This window comes from Hydrogenophaga crassostreae (assembly GCF_001761385.1).
GTDB lineage: Bacteria > Pseudomonadota > Gammaproteobacteria > Burkholderiales > Burkholderiaceae_C > Hydrogenophaga > Hydrogenophaga crassostreae.
Window position 1 is genome coordinate 4362458 of the sequence record NZ_CP017476.1, and the last position, 17897, is coordinate 4380354.

General features: G+C 60.7%; 17 protein-coding genes. 6 read left to right on the forward strand and 11 right to left on the reverse strand.

Annotated elements, in window-relative coordinates:
* Positions 1–93: 93 nt before the first annotated feature.
* On the forward strand, positions 94–1203 hold the full coding sequence (locus LPB072_RS20205) for an ABC transporter substrate-binding protein (RefSeq protein WP_066095580.1): 1110 nt from the start codon (positions 94–96) through the stop codon (positions 1201–1203).
* A 28-nt stretch (positions 1204–1231) separates the two neighbouring features.
* On the opposite strand, the gene LPB072_RS20210 is transcribed toward LPB072_RS20205, so the two are convergent.
* The 3 genes from LPB072_RS20210 to LPB072_RS20220 all read right to left on the reverse strand — a co-directional run bounded on the left by LPB072_RS20210 (position 1232) and on the right by LPB072_RS20220 (position 5198).
* Complete coding sequence (locus tag LPB072_RS20210) at positions 1232–2656, reverse strand: DUF1501 domain-containing protein (RefSeq protein ID WP_066095583.1); 1425 nt, start codon at positions 2654–2656, stop codon at positions 1232–1234.
* A gap of 28 nt (positions 2657–2684) precedes the next feature.
* The gene (locus LPB072_RS20215) at positions 2685–4643 is read right to left on the reverse strand and encodes a DUF1800 domain-containing protein (protein ID WP_082877143.1); all 1959 of its coding nucleotides are present in this window, start codon (positions 4641–4643) and stop codon (positions 2685–2687) included.
* 117 nt (positions 4644–4760) lie between these two features.
* Complete coding sequence (locus LPB072_RS20220; protein ID WP_066095586.1) at positions 4761–5198, reverse strand: universal stress protein; 438 nt, start codon at positions 5196–5198, stop codon at positions 4761–4763.
* A 397-nt stretch (positions 5199–5595) separates the two neighbouring features.
* Between LPB072_RS20220 and LPB072_RS20225 the strand changes: the two genes are divergently transcribed.
* Genes LPB072_RS20225 through LPB072_RS20240 form a run of 4 tightly spaced genes read left to right on the forward strand, consistent with a single transcriptional unit; the run spans position 5596 to position 10516 of the window.
* Positions 5596–7020, forward strand: coding sequence for a class I SAM-dependent methyltransferase (locus LPB072_RS20225; RefSeq protein ID WP_066095855.1), 1425 nt, complete (start codon positions 5596–5598; stop codon positions 7018–7020).
* Complete coding sequence (locus tag LPB072_RS20230; RefSeq protein WP_066095589.1) at positions 7017–8339, forward strand: sensor histidine kinase; 1323 nt, start codon at positions 7017–7019, stop codon at positions 8337–8339. The genes LPB072_RS20225 and LPB072_RS20230 overlap by 4 nt, the downstream gene beginning before the upstream one ends.
* Complete coding sequence (locus tag LPB072_RS20235; RefSeq protein WP_066095592.1) at positions 8340–9557, forward strand: ATP-binding response regulator; 1218 nt, start codon at positions 8340–8342, stop codon at positions 9555–9557. It abuts the gene before it with no gap.
* The gene (locus tag LPB072_RS20240; protein WP_157694185.1) at positions 9554–10516 is read left to right on the forward strand and encodes a response regulator; all 963 of its coding nucleotides are present in this window, start codon (positions 9554–9556) and stop codon (positions 10514–10516) included. The genes LPB072_RS20235 and LPB072_RS20240 overlap by 4 nt, the downstream gene beginning before the upstream one ends.
* Positions 10517–10545: 29 nt before the next feature.
* Here the strand turns inward: LPB072_RS20240 and LPB072_RS20245 are convergent, their stop codons facing one another.
* The 4 genes from LPB072_RS20245 to LPB072_RS20260 are packed head-to-tail and all read right to left on the reverse strand — an operon-like array spanning position 10546 to position 12703.
* Positions 10546–11244, reverse strand: a complete 699-nt coding sequence (locus tag LPB072_RS20245; protein WP_066095597.1) for a 2-hydroxychromene-2-carboxylate isomerase — start codon at positions 11242–11244, stop codon at positions 10546–10548.
* Positions 11241–11474 (reverse strand): DUF1289 domain-containing protein, encoded by a 234-nt coding sequence (locus LPB072_RS20250; RefSeq protein ID WP_066095601.1) that lies wholly within the window; start codon positions 11472–11474, stop codon positions 11241–11243. The genes LPB072_RS20245 and LPB072_RS20250 overlap by 4 nt, the downstream gene beginning before the upstream one ends.
* A gap of 7 nt (positions 11475–11481) precedes the next feature.
* Complete coding sequence (locus LPB072_RS20255) at positions 11482–12009, reverse strand: YbaK/EbsC family protein (RefSeq protein ID WP_066095604.1); 528 nt, start codon at positions 12007–12009, stop codon at positions 11482–11484.
* A 40-nt stretch (positions 12010–12049) separates the two neighbouring features.
* Positions 12050–12703, reverse strand: a complete 654-nt coding sequence (locus LPB072_RS20260; RefSeq protein WP_066095606.1) for a LysE family transporter — start codon at positions 12701–12703, stop codon at positions 12050–12052.
* 248 nt (positions 12704–12951) lie between these two features.
* Here LPB072_RS20260 and LPB072_RS20265 point away from each other — a divergent pair, with 248 nt between their 5' ends.
* Entirely contained in the window at positions 12952–13239 is a 288-nt protein-coding gene (locus tag LPB072_RS20265; protein ID WP_066095609.1) for a BON domain-containing protein, read from the forward strand.
* A gap of 9 nt (positions 13240–13248) precedes the next feature.
* Here the strand turns inward: LPB072_RS20265 and LPB072_RS20270 are convergent, their stop codons facing one another.
* The 4 genes from LPB072_RS20270 to LPB072_RS20285 are packed head-to-tail and all read right to left on the reverse strand — an operon-like array spanning position 13249 to position 17895.
* Positions 13249–14160, reverse strand: a complete 912-nt coding sequence (locus LPB072_RS20270; protein WP_066095858.1) for a hydroxymethylglutaryl-CoA lyase — start codon at positions 14158–14160, stop codon at positions 13249–13251.
* An 11-nt stretch (positions 14161–14171) separates the two neighbouring features.
* Positions 14172–15092 carry a 2-hydroxyacid dehydrogenase gene (locus LPB072_RS20275; protein ID WP_066095612.1) on the reverse strand — a complete coding sequence of 307 codons (921 nt, stop codon included), beginning with the start codon at positions 15090–15092 and terminating at the stop codon, positions 14172–14174.
* 38 nt (positions 15093–15130) lie between these two features.
* On the reverse strand, positions 15131–17152 hold the full coding sequence (locus LPB072_RS20280; protein WP_066095615.1) for an acetyl/propionyl/methylcrotonyl-CoA carboxylase subunit alpha: 2022 nt from the start codon (positions 17150–17152) through the stop codon (positions 15131–15133).
* On the reverse strand, positions 17152–17895 hold the full coding sequence (locus tag LPB072_RS20285) for a DUF4126 domain-containing protein (RefSeq protein ID WP_066095619.1): 744 nt from the start codon (positions 17893–17895) through the stop codon (positions 17152–17154). The genes LPB072_RS20280 and LPB072_RS20285 overlap by 1 nt, the downstream gene beginning before the upstream one ends.
* Between the last annotated feature and the right edge of the window lie 2 nt (positions 17896–17897).

Here is a 17897-nt window from a genome sequence, read left to right on the forward strand (position 1 = left end):
TCTTGTCTTGTGCGGGCGATTCCATCACGTGATAGCCCCACCGGGAGCCGCCCGATGAGCGCTACACTGAGCCCGCAACCTTAGGAGACCCAATTGCGCAAACTGAAAATCTGGTGCCTGGGCGCGACCCTCACAATGGCCGTGACCTTTGCTCAAGCCCAAATCCTGATCGGCCAAACCGCTGGATTCAGCGGGCCAGTCGCGGCCGGCGTCAAAGAAACCACCGATGGTGCCAAGCTCTACTTCGACGCCATCAACGCCAAGGGTGGCGTTGGCGGGCAAAAGATCGAGCTCATCTCGCTCGATGACCAGTTTGACCCCAAACAAGCCGCTGAGAACGGGCGTATCCTGGTCGAGGAGCGTCAGGTCTTGTCGCTGTTCCTGACCCGCGGAACGCCTCATACCCAAGCCCTGTTCCCCTTGCTGGACAAAACCGGGGTGCCCTTGGTCGGTCCCTCCACCGGTGCCATGGTCATGCACACGCCGGTTCAAAAGACCCTGTTCAATGTGCGGGCAACCTACCAACGCGAGGCCGAAAGCCTCGCCTCCTTTTTGACCGCCTTGGGCCCGGCAAGTGTCGGTATCGTGCATGCCGACGACTCCTTTGGCAGAGACGCCCTCGAAGGCGCAATGGCCGGCTTCACCAAAGCCGGCTACCCGCCTTCTGTCATTGTTCCGGCCGACCGCTCAAAGCCCAACTTCGACGAGATCATTCCCGCTTTGCTCAAGGCCAAGGTGCAGTCGGTTTTGTGGTTTGGATCGGGCACCTCCGTGTCCAGCGGCGTAAAAGCCCTGCGAGAGGCCAATTCGGTCGCCCAGGTCGCCACGTTGTCCAACAATGCCTCTTCCGGCTTCATCAAAGGCCTCGGCGAGTTTGGGCGTGGCGTCATCGTGTCGCAGGTGTATCCCGGGGTGCGAAACGCCGACTACCCCATGGTGAACGAAGCGCGCAAGCTGGCCAAAGTCAAAGGCATTGAGCTGAGCCCTGCCATGCTGGAAGGTTATGCGGCCGCCAAGGTGCTGGTCGAAGGGTTGCGCCGAGCCGGCGCCAACCCTTCCCGCGGGGGCCTCGTCAAAGCCCTTGAAACCATGCGGCCATACGATTTGGGCGGCTTGATCGTCGATTACTCGAGCACCGACCACACAGGCCTGAACTATTCGGACTACTCCATCATCGGTCCCAGCGGCAAGTTCAGACGCTGAGTCCCAACGCCGGGACCGGCCCATCCCTTCAGCCCATGAAGCCCAGGCTGCGGGTGCTGCCAAAATTGGGCAGATTGGGCAGCACCGCATTGAGCTGGCTGTCGTTCGCGCCCATCCAGCCCAGCAGGGTCGCGGCATACTGGTCGACACTGCTGGACGGAATCCAGCGCCCATGCTGCTCCCAGGCGTCGAGCCCGATGTCGCTGGGCCCACCCAGCACCAGATCGGGGTAGACGCCGTGGGTGACGCCACCCTGCACCGCGCCACCCATCACCAGTTGGTGATTGCCCCAGGCGTGATCCGTTCCATTGCTGCTGTTGGGTTTGAAGGTTCGACCAAAATCGCTCTGCGTGAAGAGCGTGACCTGGTCTGACAGCCCCAGCGCCACCATCGCGGCCTGGAAACAAGCCATCGCATCGGCCAGTTCTTTGAGCAAGAGTGCATGGTCGCCGGTCTGGCTGCTGGTGCTGACCTGGTTGCCATGGGTATCGAAGCCACCCATCTGGGCGAAAAAGATATGGCGGTTGCCCTGCACCGTGACCCGCCCGTCAATCAGCTTGGCAATCTGGTACAGCTGGGCCCCCAGGTGCGTCGTCAGACCGCCCTTCGCACTGGTCAGCGGCGCAAAGGCGGCATCGATAGCCGCTGCCACGCCGTCTTTGGGCAGCACTTTCACCAACGAGCTCAGTCGGCTTGCCACCGTCATCGCTTCTCGCTGCCGCTGTGCGTAGACGTCGGTCAAGGTGTTCCCCTGTGCCTGGTTGTAAAGCACTTCGAGCGCTGCCTTGCGCTGCGCAACCGGGGTCCAGGGGTCCCCCAGCCCCTCCAGCCCGAAGGTCGACCCTGGCGCGGGCAAGACCAATGGTGCGCTCAGGCTGGAAAGCCCAAAACGGCCATTGCCTCCCACCGAGATCACGGGCGATCCCACGCCAAGGGTGTTGGCGGCGCGGCCACCCCATCCGGTGCGCTCCAAAGAGCTGGTGGTGGCTGTTTCCCAGAGCACCTGCTGGTCGGAGTGGGAGAACAGGCTGTCGGGAACCAGCGGCGAAGATGCCGCTGCGTTGCGCAATTCGGACTTGGACACCGGTGCGTACAACGGCCCCACGTTGAACACGGGTGCCAGACTCCCCGCCGCCCAGGCGGGCGCCAGTGCCGACATCGCCGGGTGCAAACCAAAATCCGTGCCGACCAGACTCACCAGACTGCTGCGTGGCAGCGCGAGCGCGCCGCGCACCGACTGGTACTGGTTGTGGCGGGACACATCATTGGGCACGACCATGTTGGTGCCATCGTTGCCCCCGTACAAAAACAGGCAGACCAGCGCCTTGTAGCCCGACTGTGCTTGCGCGGGTCGAGGCATCACCAAAGACACGCCACCCGCCCCCAAGGCTGCCGCCAATGAGCCTCCGGCGAACTGCAGGAGCTTTCTTCGGTGCAAGTGTGTGGAGCTCATCGGAATTCTCTGCAACAGGTGAGCGGCTTCAATGCACGACCTGGTAGTTGGGGGAGGCAAACACCAGATAGGCCGCCTGACGCACCCGGTTGGTCAGGTAGTTGTTCCCGCTGGTCTGCTGGGTATAGGCCGCCACGGCATTCACAACCGCCATGCGGGCTGCGGTGGGCAAAGGCGCCCCCAATGCCAGCAGCGACAGGCGGTCAACCAGCTTGCCGGGGTCGCCTGCATCGGACACAAAAGGCGAAAGGTCCACCCGCGTGCCCAAGGCCCCTGGCACATCTTGTTGAGGATCCGAGCCATCCCAGAACACCAGGTAATTCACATAGTTCACCCGTTGCAAGGCCGCATTTGTGCTGTGCAGGGCAAATGCCGGGCCCACCAGCGAGGTGCCGGCCACCGGGTAGTCGGGTGGATAGAAGTTGAACACCGACGGTGAGCGAAAGGCGTGCTGGCGCAGCTCTTCACCCCACCACCAGCCCAGCGCGTCACCATCGGTGCGGCCATTGAGGGCACGCAACACACCGGTAAAAAACTGCGCCGGTTCCCGCAAGCGCCCTGCCGTGTTCGAGGGGGAAGTGGTGCGGGCCTCCGCATCGAGCAAGATGGCCGCAACCGTGGCCTTCATGTCACCACGCTGCCCTGTGCCAAAACCCTGAAACCGGCCGGAGACAAACGCACTGGCCACCCGCTGCACATAGGCTGGAGAAGGGTTGCTGGTCACCAGATGCTGGATCAGCTGGCGCCCCACAAACGGCGCCATGTTGGGATGGTTCATGAGGCTGTTGAGCACCGCTTCAAGCGCCTGGCCCGGGTTGTGGCCCGAAGGCAGATTGACTCCGGAGAGCAGTGCACGCGCAGCGCTGTCGTGAAAGCTGGCCACGGGGACCATGTCGCCCCCGTAATACTGGCAGTTGCTTCCTCTGGGCCAGCAACCCCAGGGCGTGGCCCCACCGGCCGGATAGGTCCAGCCTGTCAAGGCAAAAGCGTAGTTGCGAACCATTTCGTTGTCATAGGTTGGTTCGCAGTCACCCGACTTGAGCGTGCCATTGGTGTTGAGCGCACAGGTGCCCAGCGAAAACAGCTGCAGCAACTCGCGGGCAAAGTTTTCGTTGGGGGCCGCTTTGTCGTTGTTGACATTGTTCAGGTAGTCGCCCATCACGGGCGAAAGCGCCACGCTTCGCAAAACATCCCGGTAATTGCCAAACGCCTGGTTCAGCAAGGCGTTGTTGTAGTTGCGCAAGCCATAGGTACCAAACACCTCCAGATTGGACACCACCAGAATTTGCTGCAAGGCCCAGCCCACTCTTTGACGCAACTGATCGGGTTCACTGACGGCATTGCGGTAAAAGTCCCAGACCAGCGGCGTTGATGAAGACCAGTCGCGCCAGCAGTTGTCGCCTCTGCCATCACAGAATTCACCGGACGACTGGGCAAATTGGTGCACGGCACCGGTACCGCCTGATGTCAATGCCGACGTTGGGATGATCAGCTCGGAAAAGAGCAGTGGCTTATGCAGTCCAAACGAGGGAGCCGGCGTGGGGTCGGGCGCCGCAACCTGAGGCCTAATGGTCCCTCGCAGCGAACGGCTGGTGGACATTTGCTCGGCCACCCAAAGCAAGGGGCCGGTCTGGCGGATGTGTTGAATCAATGCCTCTGTGGCGCCAAACGTGCCCTGGTTGGCGAGGCGCACCGCATCGACCTGTGTGGTGGGTGAGCTGGCCAGTGCCTTGCGCCCAGTCACAGGCGGGACGCCTTCGACCGCGTGCAGTGCCCAACCCGGAGAACCACCCAGAGCGCCCGGCTGGCTGGCTTGAAGCTCACTCCGGTCAGTTGTGGCGGCTTTGGCCGGGGATGCCACCTCTGTCGGCGAATGGCCACCGCCGCCGCAAGCAAGCAGCCCACCTGCGGCCAGCAGTGAGGCGATGAGGCCTCTCAATCGCGGAGGACTCAGGCAGGCGCGAACGGGGAAGAACAACAGGCTCATCCAGCAGCACTGTAGCGACCCTGTCACGGGTATGGGTTAAATCTCGTAACCATTCATCCAAACCACCCTCTCCCGCCTGGCCTGTGGCAGAACCCCGGCCGTGGCATGCGCCCTTGCTCAGCCCTTGACGATCAACACTGGAACGGCTGCGTGAGCCAGGACCTTCTGGGCCACGCTGCCGAGAATCAGCGCCTTGACGCCCTGGCGACCGTGGGAACCCATCACGATCAGATCGCAGCCCTCGGCCACGGCCGTCTCGACAACGCCTTCGTGAACCACATTGCGCTCGATCGTGTCACCCACGAAAGGAGCCCCTTCTGCCTCGCACACCTTGCTGACCGCATCCAGCGCCTGCGTGGCCGCCCGGCGGGCTTCAGTCATGTACGACTGCAACGCAACGGCGGAGGCGTCACCGATACCAATGAAGGGGAACGGATCAATCACGTAGACCCCGACAACCTGGGCCCCCTGTGACTTGGCCAGCTGCGCCGCAACAGTGGCAGCAGCAGTTGCGAGCGACGAACCATCAGTGGGAACGAGAATTTTCTTGAACATATGGGTCTCCTTCAAACAGGATGAATGTGCGGCACCTGAAAAGCGCTCGAACACCATTCACTGGAACAGATCCTAGCCCCAATCGCAACACACCACATTGCGTCACGTCAAGCCAGGTGGATGGCCGCATCCGGGAAATGCAGGCCTTTTGGAGCCAGAAGAATCAAATAAAGGCGGTGCAGGCGCAAACCTGCCCCGTCATTGTTATTGAGGCAATTGCGCAAAGACGAGTCCATTAGTTTTACTTTTAATGCGTGCAGACGGCTCAGCGCACTTTGCTCCGGCAATTCGTTCGCACAACTAAGGACTTAGGGACACAATTGACTACACTCGAAGAAGGGGACCCTATAGAGAAGTGTCCAACGATCCGCCCAATGTCACCAACTGTGCTCGAACCGTGCAACTGCAACGCCCCTTCGATCCCGTCGTCACTTTTCAGAACAGCCAAGGCGAAACCGCCAGGGGCACGCTGACGTCCCTGCAACGTCGTGCGCTGGTGATGGAGATTTACAACCCGTACTCCATCGTGCAAGTCAGTGAAGTGCTCGATGACCTTGTCATCCGTTCGGGCGACCGCAGCATATACAAGGGCAAGGCCGTGGTGGTGAGTTTGCTGAACACTGGCCTGATGGCCGTTGTTTCGCTGGCACTGATCGATGAGTGGAGCGACCTGAATCTTGCGCACGGCGACCCCAAAAAGATTGGCGCCGAAACCGTCCGCTTCATTTCGGACTGGGAGGATCGATTTCGCATCCGCGAGAGCTACCAGGTCGCGATCAGTGAATTTCGTTCTTTTCTGTCCGAGACTGCGCGCTGGATCGATCAGAGCGACATGAATGACTCACTTCCAAAAGGTGCTAACGGACGGCTGACCGATGAGGTATTTTGGGCACTCGCTGAGCCCTTGATGGCCAAGAGCAAAAGTTACCTGGCTCGTCTGGAAGCCGAGGCCGCAGATATACCGCCTGAAGATTCGCTGCTGCATAGAGCTTTTGCGCAAGCTGCGCTTCACCCGCTCATTCTGAAGGCACCATTCGTCTATCGGACGTTTGCCAAACCACTCGGATATGCGGGCGACTATGAAATGGTCAATCAGCTGCTTGGCGATCCTCGCCAAGGAAGCAGCACGTACATCGAACTGGTCAACGCAGTTTTCATCAAATCTGCCGTTGCGCAAGCACACCGCAACCGAGTCGATATTCTCGTTGACTACTTGGGCAGGGCCATAGCATTGGCCAAGTCAGAAAATCGGCAAGTAAAAATTCTGAACATCGGCTGTGGCCCTGCAGCAGAAATTCAGCAGCTTATTCAGACCCATAAAGACCTGGAAAATATAGAGTTTACGCTAATGGACTTCAGCGCAGAAACGCTGAACTACACCAAATCCAAACTCGATCAAATTGCAAAAGCATGCAACAACGTTATCAACGTCAAATACATACAGGAATCCGTACATGATTTGCTCAAACGCAACTCACGTTCGGCAAAGATAGGAAATGACACCTACGACTTTATCTACTGCGCAGGGCTCTTCGACTACCTCTCAGATAAAGTGTGCACAAGATTGATTCGGTTCTTTTTGTCCAAAGGGAAGGTCGGAACCCAGCTGTTGCTGACCAATGTGCACTCCAGCAACCCCGAAAAGCATGGGATGGAGCATCTGCTCGAATGGCACCTCATCTACAGAGATGAGGCACAGATGAGCAAAATCATGAGCGAAGTCGATGCGTCTGTGCATTTGTTCACCGACGAGACCGGTGTCAACGTTTTTGCGGAAGCAACTCTGAAGAGCATCCCCAATGGAGAAAGAGCGACGGAATGAAGGCCGCGACAGTCTCGCCTTACGAAGAGCAGCTATCGGACTTTCGTGTCACCTACAGTAAGGCGGGCGCCATAACCACGGCTCTGCTTGTGTTGGTGGGCATATCCCTAGACTTCTTTTCGTACCCAGATCGATTAACGGAATTTCTTCTGTTCCGCATCGGAACTGCATTAGCCATCTTTCTCGTTTTCGTGGTCTTGTACACGAATTTTGGAAGAACGCATGTGCGGGCATTGACCATGATTTGGCTGTCAATGCCACAACTCATGATCGCGTGGATGATCTACCTGACCGACGGATCAGATTCAATCTATTTTGTCGGCCTTCACCTTGCCATGTATGCCGTCGGGATCATCCTTCCCATAACAGTTTTCGAGGGAATAGGTTTTGGGGCCCTGACGCTGGTGGTATACGTTATTGCCTGTGCCTACAACGAGAATGGGGCAGGCACAGACGCGAAGATGTACACCAACAGCATTTTCATTCTTTTTTCGGCGACCGCCAGTGCGGTTTGCACCTGGTTCAATGAAAAGGCACGAAACAGGCTGTTCTCACTTCAGCACGAAGTGTCTCTCAACAATAAAAAACTGAAAGAAACCAATCGGACGCTCGCAGAGGTTAAAGGCCAACTCATTCAGCGTGAAAAGATGGCGGCCATTGGCACGCTGTCAGCCGGTTTGCTTCACGAACTCAACAACCCCGTGAATTACAGTTTGATGGCCATCAACATGGCCATGACCTTGCCAACGGTCAAGACCGACGCGATGCTCAAAGAGAGCTTGGTCGACGCCAAGGAGGGCATGGATCGCATCCAGAACATCGTCTCCGACCTCAAAACTTTTGCCTATCAAAAACCCGGTGAAGACAGTCACCGGCCGTTCCTGCTTGAAAACGCTGTGCGATCTGCCACTCGACTGGCTGGTTTTGACCTCAAGGGAATCAAGGTTTCTGTCGATCTTCCTCAGGACACCCATGTGCTGGGTGACGAGCCGGCCATCATCGGCGTCTTGATCAACTTGCTGAGCAACGCGGCCCATGCAGTGCATGGGGCCAAGCGGGAACAACCTGATATCGGAGTAAGAGTGGAGTCTTTGGAAAAGCGCCTGAAAGTTTCAGTGCGCGACAACGGGCAAGGCATTGCCACGGATGTGCTTTCGCGGGTATTTGAGCCATTCTTCACCACCCGTGAAGTGGGCTCCGGCCTGGGCTTGGGCCTGAGCATGAGCTACTCCATCATTCAACGCCATGGCAGTACCCTGGAGGTGCATAGTGAACCGGGCGCCTGGACCGAGTTCACCTTCGATCTGGCGAGGACCTGAATGGACGGCTTCGCCAATCCCCCCTCTGCGCCACCCCAGAAAAACAAGGCGCCACACGCCATCCTGATGGTGGACGACGAGCCGCAAGCCTGCAAGTGGTTTTCTCGCCTGTTTTCCGATGAGTTCACTGTTTTCACGGCATCGGGCGTCGACGAAGCATTGGCACTGTTGCGTGAGCGGGCGCAGGAGGTTGCGGTCGTCTTGACCGACTACCGCATGCCGCTTCGCAATGGTGTCGATCTCTTGAGCGAGCTTCGTACGCCTTACCCCCACATTTCAAGGCTGCTCATTTCGGCATATGCCGACAAAACCGTGGCGATGGAAGCCATCAACCAGGGGCAGGTCGAGCAAATTCTTGAAAAGCCCCTGAACGAAACCCTGGTCAGACAAGCGCTTCGCACCGCGCTGGCGAACAGCCAACGCCGTGTCGCGGAACGCAACTTGCTCGACACGCGCGAGTCCACCCTGCGCGAGACCCTGGGTTTTCTTGCCCACGAAGCATCTACCCCTTTGGCAACCGTGCGCAGCTACCTGTCTGCGATGAGAGATCGCCACCTTGAGGATCCCTCAAAAGAAGCAGCCACCGCTGGGGCACCCCAACGCAACAAGAACGGGGAAGTGCTGGCAATGATCGAAGCCGCTCAGCGTGGTGCCGACTTTGCACAGGTGCTGGTGACAAAGTTTCTGATGTCTGCCAACGTGACCGCGCAGGGCACCCACCCGGGTTCGGCCAAGGCGAGCGAACTGATCGATGCGGTGCGCCGGGAATACCCTTTCGACGCCGACGAATCACGGTGGGTGCGCTGCGAGGTCAGCGAAGATTTTGATTTGCCTGGTTCACGTGATCTGCTTTTCCTGGTTCTGTGCACCTTGGTAAAAAACTCGGTTCTGGCGCTGCGCTCGGCGCCACCGGACCAACCGCAGCTGGATATCGTGCTGGCGAGCTATGCGCCGGCGCCAGGCATGGCGGCGCAACCGCTCATTGGTGTGCGTGACAACGGACCGGGCATTGCCCCTGAGATATTGGACCGGCTCACCCGTGAGCCCACCACCACTCGAGCAGACATTGGCGGCACCGGTATGGGCCTCGTCTTTTGCCAACGCGTGATGTCAACGCTTGGCGGAGCCATGGAGGTCCAATCCACGCTCGGCCAGGGCGTTGTGGTAACGCTGTATTTCCCCAATGCCTCCGAAGAACCCCACAAGGAATGGCCATGAACGCACCCAAGAAAATTCTGTATGTTGATGATGAGGCCATGGCCTTGAAGTATTTCGATCGCCTTGTGAGCTCGATCGCGCCCGTTCTTACCGCGAGTTCGGTGGAGGGAGGCAAAGCCGTCTTGCGTGAGCACGCATCGGAAATTGCCGTGCTGGTGACCGATCAGCGCATGCCGGGCGAATTGGGCAACGAGCTGCTGCGCTATGCGCGCGAGAACCACCCCCACATCGTTCGCATGCTGACCACGGCCTACTCCGAACTCGGCGATGCCATTGAGGCCATCAATTCGGGGGAGATCTTCCGCTACATCAACAAGCCGTGGGAACTCGACAACCTGCACACCGATCTGAAGAATGCCCTTGAACTGTCGGCGTTGCGATCAGAGCGGGACGAGCTTCTGCACGACAAGATTCTTGTGCAGCAAAGCCAGTTGCTCTCCAACCGCATGGCATCGCTGTTGATGCTGAGTGCAGCGGTCCAAAGCGAGGCCCACGAGGCAGCCCTGTACCAGTTCGCCCAGAGCGCCTTGATGTGCAAAACCATCGATCCGGGGATAGATTGGCAGCGCTGGGAACACGCCGACCTGCTTCAGGCCGAGGCCCAGCGTGGCGTGGCGATCGCCTCGCACCTCAGGCACTGGCTGCGCACCTGGGGCCCCGCAAGCGATGACGCCCGGGCATTGCAGGTGCTGGCTGAGGTGTTGGACGCCGAACCGCTGGGCGGTGACGGCGTGCTGATCACAGACCCACGCATCCTGACCGCCTTGCTAACGGCGCCGGCCGGACAGATGGTCTCTGCGCAGCAATGCGCCTGGCTGGCCTGGTTGATGTGGCAAAAAGGGCTGGCCAACCTGGAAGCCCTGAACGGGTCGTTCCGTGTGACCCACGTGGCAGCCAGCACCCTGCCTGGCGACTGGCTGGCCGACTCCATGGAGCAACTGGGCCGTTCCCTCGCCTGAGCGCAAGCGCCCCGTTGCACGATGGCTGCCTAACGCTTTCGCGAGATGCCTTTGGGCAAAGCCGCTGCTGCTGCCCATTCATCGCTTTGAAACCAACGGTCACCGTCCAGGCAGGCGCGCAGCATGGGCAGCGCGTCGTGCCCCCAAAACAGACGGCCATCCACCAGCAAGGCGGGCACCCCGAACACCCCCAGCTCAAGGGCTGTTTCGGTGTTGCTGCGCAAACGTTGTTTGACCTCTTCGCTGTCGGGCGCCAGCCATTCCCGGCCCCGCAGGGTCATGTGCTCCATCAACCGTGTTTTCAGCCCGTCCAGTCGCGCCGGCTCTGCCGCATCCTGGCCGCCGCGCCACACATGGTGAAACAACTGCTCGGCAACATAGCGACTGGTCTCGCCCGGTGCTTCGGGCACCGTGCAAGCCAGCCCAAGTCGCAACAAAGGCAGCGGGTTGAAGGGATGGGACGCTGGTAATTCCAGAGGAACACCATGGTGGTGGGCCAGCCAACTGGCCTGGCGGTAAGTCCAGTCGCGCTTGCCTGCAATCTCGGCCGGGCCCAACTGTCCATGCGCCTGTAACAAGGCGGCAAACAAAACCGGCTGGTAACGCACGCGAACCGAGTGGCCCATCAACGCCTCCGGCAAGCGTTCAAAAGCCAGGTAGGCATAGGGTGAAATCGGGTCGTAGAAAAACCGGATGTCGTGCAAGCGAGCGGCGGTGTTCTCACTCATGTGGCATCCCAGTTTTCAGGCTTCAACTGCCGAGCCTCAATTCTCGACCACACCACGCGCTTCTCATCATCGGTCAGCGTGCCCCAGGCGGCGATTTCCTGCAAAGTCCGAAAGCAGCCCTTGCAGCGACTGAGCGCCACATCAAGCTCGCAGATGGACACACAGGGCGACGGCACTCCGACTTCGCCATGCTGCGCCTGTGCGTCGTTCAAATTGATCAGGGGTTCCATAAGGGATTCAGGCTGAAGGAGGAGACACCGTCACAGCGTGCACAGGCGCGCCCGTCATGGCTTGCAACTCGGCCGGTGTAAGGCGAAAAACGCCATGGGGATGGCCTGCCGCTGCCCAGATTTCAGAAAACCGAAACAGGGCTTCATCGATCAGCGTGACGGGCGGCGAGGCGTGGGCCAGCGGCGAAACACCGCCAATCGAAAAACCGGTCTTGGCTTTGACAAAATCGGCATCGGCCCGCCCAAGCTTGCCGCCGTCGGTGCACACCAGTGCCTGCACCTTTTTTTCATCGACACGCAAATCGCCCGACGTCACCACCAGCACCGCCACATCGTCGCTCTTGCGTCGAAAAATGATGCTCTTGGCAATCTGCCCCAGCGACACGCCAAGGGCATCGGCCGCCTGTTGCGCCGTGCGGGCTGCATCGTTGAGCATCACGGGGGCGTGGGCGTGGCCCAGTGCGAGCAATGTTTCACTCACGCGTTGCAAGCCAGCAGGGCGATCGAGCGAGGTATGGATGGTGCTGTCTGACATGGCTCAATGTTAGCCGGGCGGGAAACCACCCACAAAGGCTTCAGCCTGCTGCGCGCTTGACCATCAACAGAGCGCCCCCCATGGCCATCAACACGCCGCCAAAGACACGGTTCTGGGTGCGCCGCGCCCGCGCGCTGGACAACCAGCGCTGAGCCCGCGACGCCAGGAAAGCGTAGCCGTGCATCACCACCATTTCGATCGCCACCGATGTGACCAGCAACAGCGCGAGCTGAAGCCACAACGGGCGGTGCGGATCGATGAACTGCGGCAATACCGCCACCATGAAAACAATGCCTTTGGGGTTGGTGGCATTGGTCAGAAACCCGGTCGCAAAACGCTCGCGAGCGCCCGGCAGCTTTGATTTGACTGAGGGCACTTGTGTCGCCTCGTCTGTCAAGACATCCAGCATCACCGGCGAGCGCCATTGCTTCCATCCGAGCCAGATCAAGTAAGCCGCACCCAGCACCTTGACGATCGTGAACGCCAGGCTCGACGCGAGCAGCAAGGCCCCCACACCTGCGCCGGCCACCAGCAACACCAGCGAAAGGCCCAGGCCCATGCCCACTATCGTGACGCTGGTCTTGCGCACGCCATAGGCCAACCCATGGCCCAGCGACAACACCGCTGCCGACCCCGGGGAGAGGGAAATGATCCATGAGGCCGCAAAAAAAGCCCACCACACCTGTGCATCCATTTTTTCACCTGTTTTCAATTCGATCAGCCAAGCCGTCGCGCGCGCGGCAGTGGACCTTGCCAGACCTTCCCGGCCACGCCACACCTTGCTGGTAGCCCACCACCCGAAGTGTGCCCCAGCTTTACCGAACAGTTACAAGGGCTTTACGGCAGCATAGGTATTTACCCTAGGTTATCGGTCTACAGTCAATGCACCGGATCACTTCGCATCTTGCCCAGCCCGGCCAGTCACCATCAAGGAGAACCACCATGAAATCCCCACTCGCCATTCTCGTTCTCGCCATCGGTCTTGCTGGCGCCGCCCACGCCCAAACAGCCACGACCGAAGGTGTTGCCGCCCAGCAGGCCCTGCAAACTGCCATGGGCGACAAAGCCAAAGACCTCACGGTGAGCGTGACCAACGGCGTGGCCAGCTTGCAAGGCTGGGCACAGCAGCCCAGCGATGTGGACCAGGCCCGCTACATCGTAAGCAAAGCGCCAGGCATCACCCAGGCCCACAGCACGCAGGTCCACACCTGGACCACCACGAACCGCTGATGCTTCAGCTCAGGAAGTGGCGCGCTTCGCCAGCAAGGCGCGCGCCACACGCGAGCCCGAAGGCCTGCCCAGTTGCTCGCTGATGTAGCTGCCCGCGTCCACCAGCGCGTCGAGGTCGATACCGGTCTCTATGCCCAAACCGTGCAACAGGTACACCACGTCTTCGGTCGCCACATTGCCGGTCGCGCCCTTGGCATAGGGGCAACCACCCAGCCCGGCCACTGAGGACTGGAAGTTCCACACGCCCAGCTCCAGCGCAGCCAGCGTATTGGACAGCGCCTGGCCATAGGTGTCGTGGAAATGGCCCGACACGTCGTCCAGCGAATAGTGTTTCAGCGTGGCCTCGATGGCAGCCTGCACGCGCCTGGGCGTGCCCACGCCAATGGTGTCGGCCACATCCACCCGCTGCACACCAATGCCCTTCATGAGCCCGGCCAGATAGGCCACACGCTCGGGTGCGATGTCACCTTCGTAAGGGCAGCCCACCGTGCAGCTCATGGCGCCGCGCACGGCAATGCCTGCCGCTTTCGCCGCTTCAACCACCGGCGCAAAACGCTCGATGCTCTCGGCGATCGAGCAGTTGATGTTCTTCTGGCTGAAGGCCTCACTGGCCGCACCAAACACCACGATTTCATCGGGCTTGTCGAGCAGCGCCGATTCAAAACCCTTGAGGTTGGGCGTGAGCACCGAGTAGCGCACGTCCGACTGGCGCTGCATACCGCTCATCACCTCATGGTTGTCGGCCATCTGCGGCACCCATTTTGGGCTCACGTAGCTCGTGACTTCAATCTCTTTCAGCCCTGCCGCCTGCAGGCGGTGCACCAGTTCGATCTTGACCGCAGCGGCCACGGGCTGCTTTTCATTCTGCAGGCCATCGCGCGGGCCCACATCGACCAACTTCACAAGAGAGGGGAGTTTCACAACAGGTTCCTTCAATAGCCACGCAGCGCGTCAACCGCGCCGCCGACGAATTCGCCTTGTTCAAAGGCGCGAATCTTGCCCACAATCTGCGCAATGCTCTCGGCACGCAGCGTGCGGGCCGCCGTGTGCGGCGTGACCGTCACGCGCGGGTGGTGCCAAAACGGATGGCCTTCCGGCAACGGTTCTGTGTGGAACACATCCAGCGTGGCACCCGCCATGTGCCGATCGTTCAAAAGCACCAGCAAATCGTCGTCCACCAAGTGGGCACCGCGTGCCACGTTGATCAGGTAGCCCCCGGGCATCAGCCGCCCCAACGTTTGCCGGTTGAGAATGCCCTCGGTCTCTGGCGTCAGCGGCAACAGGTTCACCAGGACACGGCTGCTGGCCAGAAATTCATTGAGGCCGTCGGCGCCGTGGTGGGTCGTTACACCCTCGATGGTTTTGGCGCTGCGGCTCCAGCCGTGCACCGGAAACTCAAACACCTGCAAAGCCTTGGCCACGTGCTCGCCCAGCACACCCAGCCCCATCACACCCACCGGAAATTCGGCCCGCACCTGCGGTTTGCGGAAAGACCACCTGCCTTGTTTGACATCGGCCTCGTAGCCATCGAACTCGCGAAAGTGGCGGATCACGGCGTGGCACACGTATTCGGCCATCTGCACCGACATGCCCGCATCGTCCAGCCGCACCACCAGCGTGCTCGGCGGCAAGCGCAGTTTGAGCAAAGCATCGACGCCGGCGCCAATGTTGAACAGGGCTTTGAGCCCGGGCTGTTCATCAAGAAACTGTTGGGGCGGAGCCCAGACCACGGCGTAGTCGGCAACGGGCGCCCCCGGTTGCCAGACGTCCACGGAAGCCTCGGGAAAAGCCGAGCGCAGGCCATCCAGCCAGGGTGCGGCTTTGGTATCGGTGCAGCAAAAGGTGATGTTCATGGCGCCTAGCTTACCGAGCCCGGCAATCCCCCGGGGTTTCAAGCGGTTTGCAACTTCAGCAACTCCGCCCCTTCGGCGACCTGATCGCCAGGCGCGTACAGCAGCTCGGCGACCGTGCCGTCGGCGGGCGCGGCGATGGTGTGCTCCATCTTCATGGCCTCCATCACCGCCAGGGCCTGCCCCTTCTTGACCACGTCGCCTGCCTTGACGCCAAACGACACCACCTTGCCGGGCATGGGTGCGGTGAGCCGCCCGCCTTCGGCCGCGACTTCGCCCGCATGGGCCAAGGCGTCGATTTCGGTAATGACCGTGGCACCCAGGTCACAGAAGACATGCACCAGTTCGTTGCGCTGCCAGGTCTGCACCGTCTGGCGTTGTCCGTTGAATTGCACATCCATCAAGCTGCCGCTGTCGGCAGGCAACGCCGAAAACACCAACAGCGACGGCGCGTCATTGCCCACAGCCAAATGCAATGCCCCGTCATGCAAATACGTCAACGCAGCTTGCAAGGCTTCGCCCCGGTATACAAAATCAAAGCGCCGAACCGTGAGCCCATAGGGGCGCCAGCCATCGGTGCGCGAGAACGGGTCGGCGCCCTCGCCAGCGCGTTCACCCAGCAGCGTTTGCGCCACCGCAGCCGCCACGGCCAGCGGGCGGCCCACCCGGTCTTGATCAAACAACGCCGAGGCCTCGCGCGGGATCAATGCGGTATCGAGTTCGGCCCTGGCAAACGAGGCGCTGCCCACCACATGGCGCAGGAACTGCACGTTGGTCGACAAACCAACAATGCGCGTTTCGGCCAGCGCCGCGTCCATGCGCGCCAGCGCCTCGGCGCGGGTATCACCGTGCACGATGAGCTTGGCCACCATGGAGTCGTAAAACGGGCTGATGGCGTCACCTTCGCGCACGCCATCGTCCACCCGAACCGAGCCGCGCTCAAACGTGGTGTGTGCGGGCTTGCGGTACACATCAAGCCGCCCCGTTGCGGGCAGGAACTGGTTGTCGGGCGTCTCGGCGCAGATGCGCGCCTCGATCGCATGGCCGTGGATGCGCAAATCTTCCTGCTTGAGCGGCAGCGCTTCCCCCGAAGCCACACGCAACTGCCACTCCACGAGATCGAGCCCCGTGATGGCTTCGGTGACCGGATGCTCCACCTGCAAACGCGTGTTCATTTCCATGAAGAAGAACTTCATGTCTTCGGGTTTTTCGTAACCGCCCGGCTGCTCCACGATGAATTCCACGGTGCCCGCACCCACGTAGTTCACCGCCTGGGCCGCAGCCACCGCCGCCGCACCCATTTCGGCGCGCAGTTTTTCCGTCATGCCGGGCGCTGGCGCTTCTTCCAGCACCTTCTGGTGGCGGCGCTGCACCGAGCAGTCACGCTCAAACAGATACACACAATTGCCGAGGGTGTCACCAAACACCTGAATCTCGATGTGACGCGGGCGTTGCACGTATTTTTCAACCAGCACCGCATCGCTGCCGAAGCTGTTGCGGGCTTCGCGCTGGCAGCTGGCCAGGGCCGCTGCAAAGTCTTCGGCCTTGTCCACCGCGCGCATGCCCTTGCCGCCGCCACCGGCGCTGGCCTTGATGAGCACGGGGTAGCCAATGCGGTCGGCCTCGCGCTGCAGCAAGGCGGGGTCTTGGTCGGCACCGTGGTAACCGGGCACCAGGGGCACGCCGGCCTTTTCCATCAGTTGCTTGGACTCGGCCTTCAGGCCCATGGCCAAAATCGCCGACGACGGAGGGCCGATGAACACCAGACCCGCCTTGGCACAGGCGTCGGCGAAGGCATCGTTCTCGCTCAGAAAGCCGTAGCCCGGATGCACCGCTTGCGCGCCCGTGTCTTTGGCCGCCTGCAAGATGCGCTCCCATTGCAGGTAGCTGTCTTTGGGCGCGCTGCCGCCGATGTGCACCGACTCGTCACATGCGGCCACATGCTTGGCATTGGCATCGGCATCGGAATACACGGCCACGGTGCGCACACCCATGCGGCGGGCGGTAGCGGCCACACGGCAAGCAATTTCACCGCGGTTGGCAATCAGAATTTTGGAAAACATCAGGCTTCCTTAGGAGCAGAAGAAAACAAAGCGCTCATGCGGCGGAACACCGCGCGCAAGAACTTGAACAACATCCAGGTGACGATCCACATCAACACCACCGCGATCACCAGCAAGATGCCGAAGGCCACCGGGTGGTTGGTGGCCAGCCAGACGGCGCCGACCACCATGCCATCCTCCAGCAGGCTCATGCCAATGTTGGAAAAGGGCTCGGGCGAGGTGTTGATGGCGGCGCGCGTGGTGGTTTTCGCAGCTTGAGAGGTGGCGGCCAGACCGCCACCGAGCAAGGCGCCCACCAGGGCCATGGTGCTGCCGTCGGCGCCCAGCGCACCCGCGGCCAGCGCGGCGCCAGCGGGTATGCGGATCACGCTGTTGAGCATGTCCCACAGCGAATCCAGACCAGGAACCTTGTCGGCAAAAAACTCCATGAACAACATGAAACCACTGGCGGCCAACATGCCCGGATGCTGCAACACCTGAAGGCCCTCGGGCAATGGCAACCAGCCCATGGCGCCCGAACCGCCGACCAGGAACACCACCGCATACAGACGGAAGCCACTGGCCCAGCCCAGCGCGGCGGCCAGCGCCAGCAAGCTGGGCATGTCCAGTTTCGCCGCCACATCGGCCACACCGGAGCCCACCTGGCTGCCGACCTCATTCACCACGCCTGAGCCGAGGTGAATCCCCATGCCATGCAGCCAGGCGACCAACTGCTGCCAGAGTCCGGTGTCAAGGGTTTCCATGT

What these genes read in the sequence shown, in the direction of transcription:
- LPB072_RS20210 (WP_066095583.1), bottom strand. Translation starts at nt 2,656, where the DNA reads ATGAGCTCCACACACTTGCACCGAAGAAAGCTCCTGCAGTTCGCCGGA.
- LPB072_RS20215 (WP_082877143.1), bottom strand. Translation starts at nt 4,643, where the DNA reads ATGAGCCTGTTGTTCTTCCCCGTTCGCGCCTGCCTGAGTCCTCCGCGA.
- LPB072_RS20220 (WP_066095586.1), bottom strand. Translation starts at nt 5,198, where the DNA reads ATGTTCAAGAAAATTCTCGTTCCCACTGATGGTTCGTCGCTCGCAACT.
- LPB072_RS20230 (WP_066095589.1), top strand. Translation starts at nt 7,017, where the DNA reads ATGAAGGCCGCGACAGTCTCGCCTTACGAAGAGCAGCTATCGGACTTT.
- LPB072_RS20235 (WP_066095592.1), top strand. Translation starts at nt 8,340, where the DNA reads ATGGACGGCTTCGCCAATCCCCCCTCTGCGCCACCCCAGAAAAACAAG.
- LPB072_RS20240 (WP_157694185.1), top strand. Translation starts at nt 9,554, where the DNA reads ATGAACGCACCCAAGAAAATTCTGTATGTTGATGATGAGGCCATGGCC.
- LPB072_RS20245 (WP_066095597.1), bottom strand. Translation starts at nt 11,244, where the DNA reads ATGAGTGAGAACACCGCCGCTCGCTTGCACGACATCCGGTTTTTCTAC.
- LPB072_RS20250 (WP_066095601.1), bottom strand. Translation starts at nt 11,474, where the DNA reads ATGGAACCCCTGATCAATTTGAACGACGCACAGGCGCAGCATGGCGAA.
- LPB072_RS20255 (WP_066095604.1), bottom strand. Translation starts at nt 12,009, where the DNA reads ATGTCAGACAGCACCATCCATACCTCGCTCGATCGCCCTGCTGGCTTG.
- LPB072_RS20260 (WP_066095606.1), bottom strand. Translation starts at nt 12,703, where the DNA reads ATGGATGCACAGGTGTGGTGGGCTTTTTTTGCGGCCTCATGGATCATT.
- LPB072_RS20265 (WP_066095609.1), top strand. Translation starts at nt 12,952, where the DNA reads ATGAAATCCCCACTCGCCATTCTCGTTCTCGCCATCGGTCTTGCTGGC.
- LPB072_RS20275 (WP_066095612.1), bottom strand. Translation starts at nt 15,092, where the DNA reads ATGAACATCACCTTTTGCTGCACCGATACCAAAGCCGCACCCTGGCTG.
- LPB072_RS20280 (WP_066095615.1), bottom strand. Translation starts at nt 17,152, where the DNA reads ATGTTTTCCAAAATTCTGATTGCCAACCGCGGTGAAATTGCTTGCCGT.
- LPB072_RS20285 (WP_066095619.1), bottom strand. Translation starts at nt 17,895, where the DNA reads ATGGAAACCCTTGACACCGGACTCTGGCAGCAGTTGGTCGCCTGGCTG.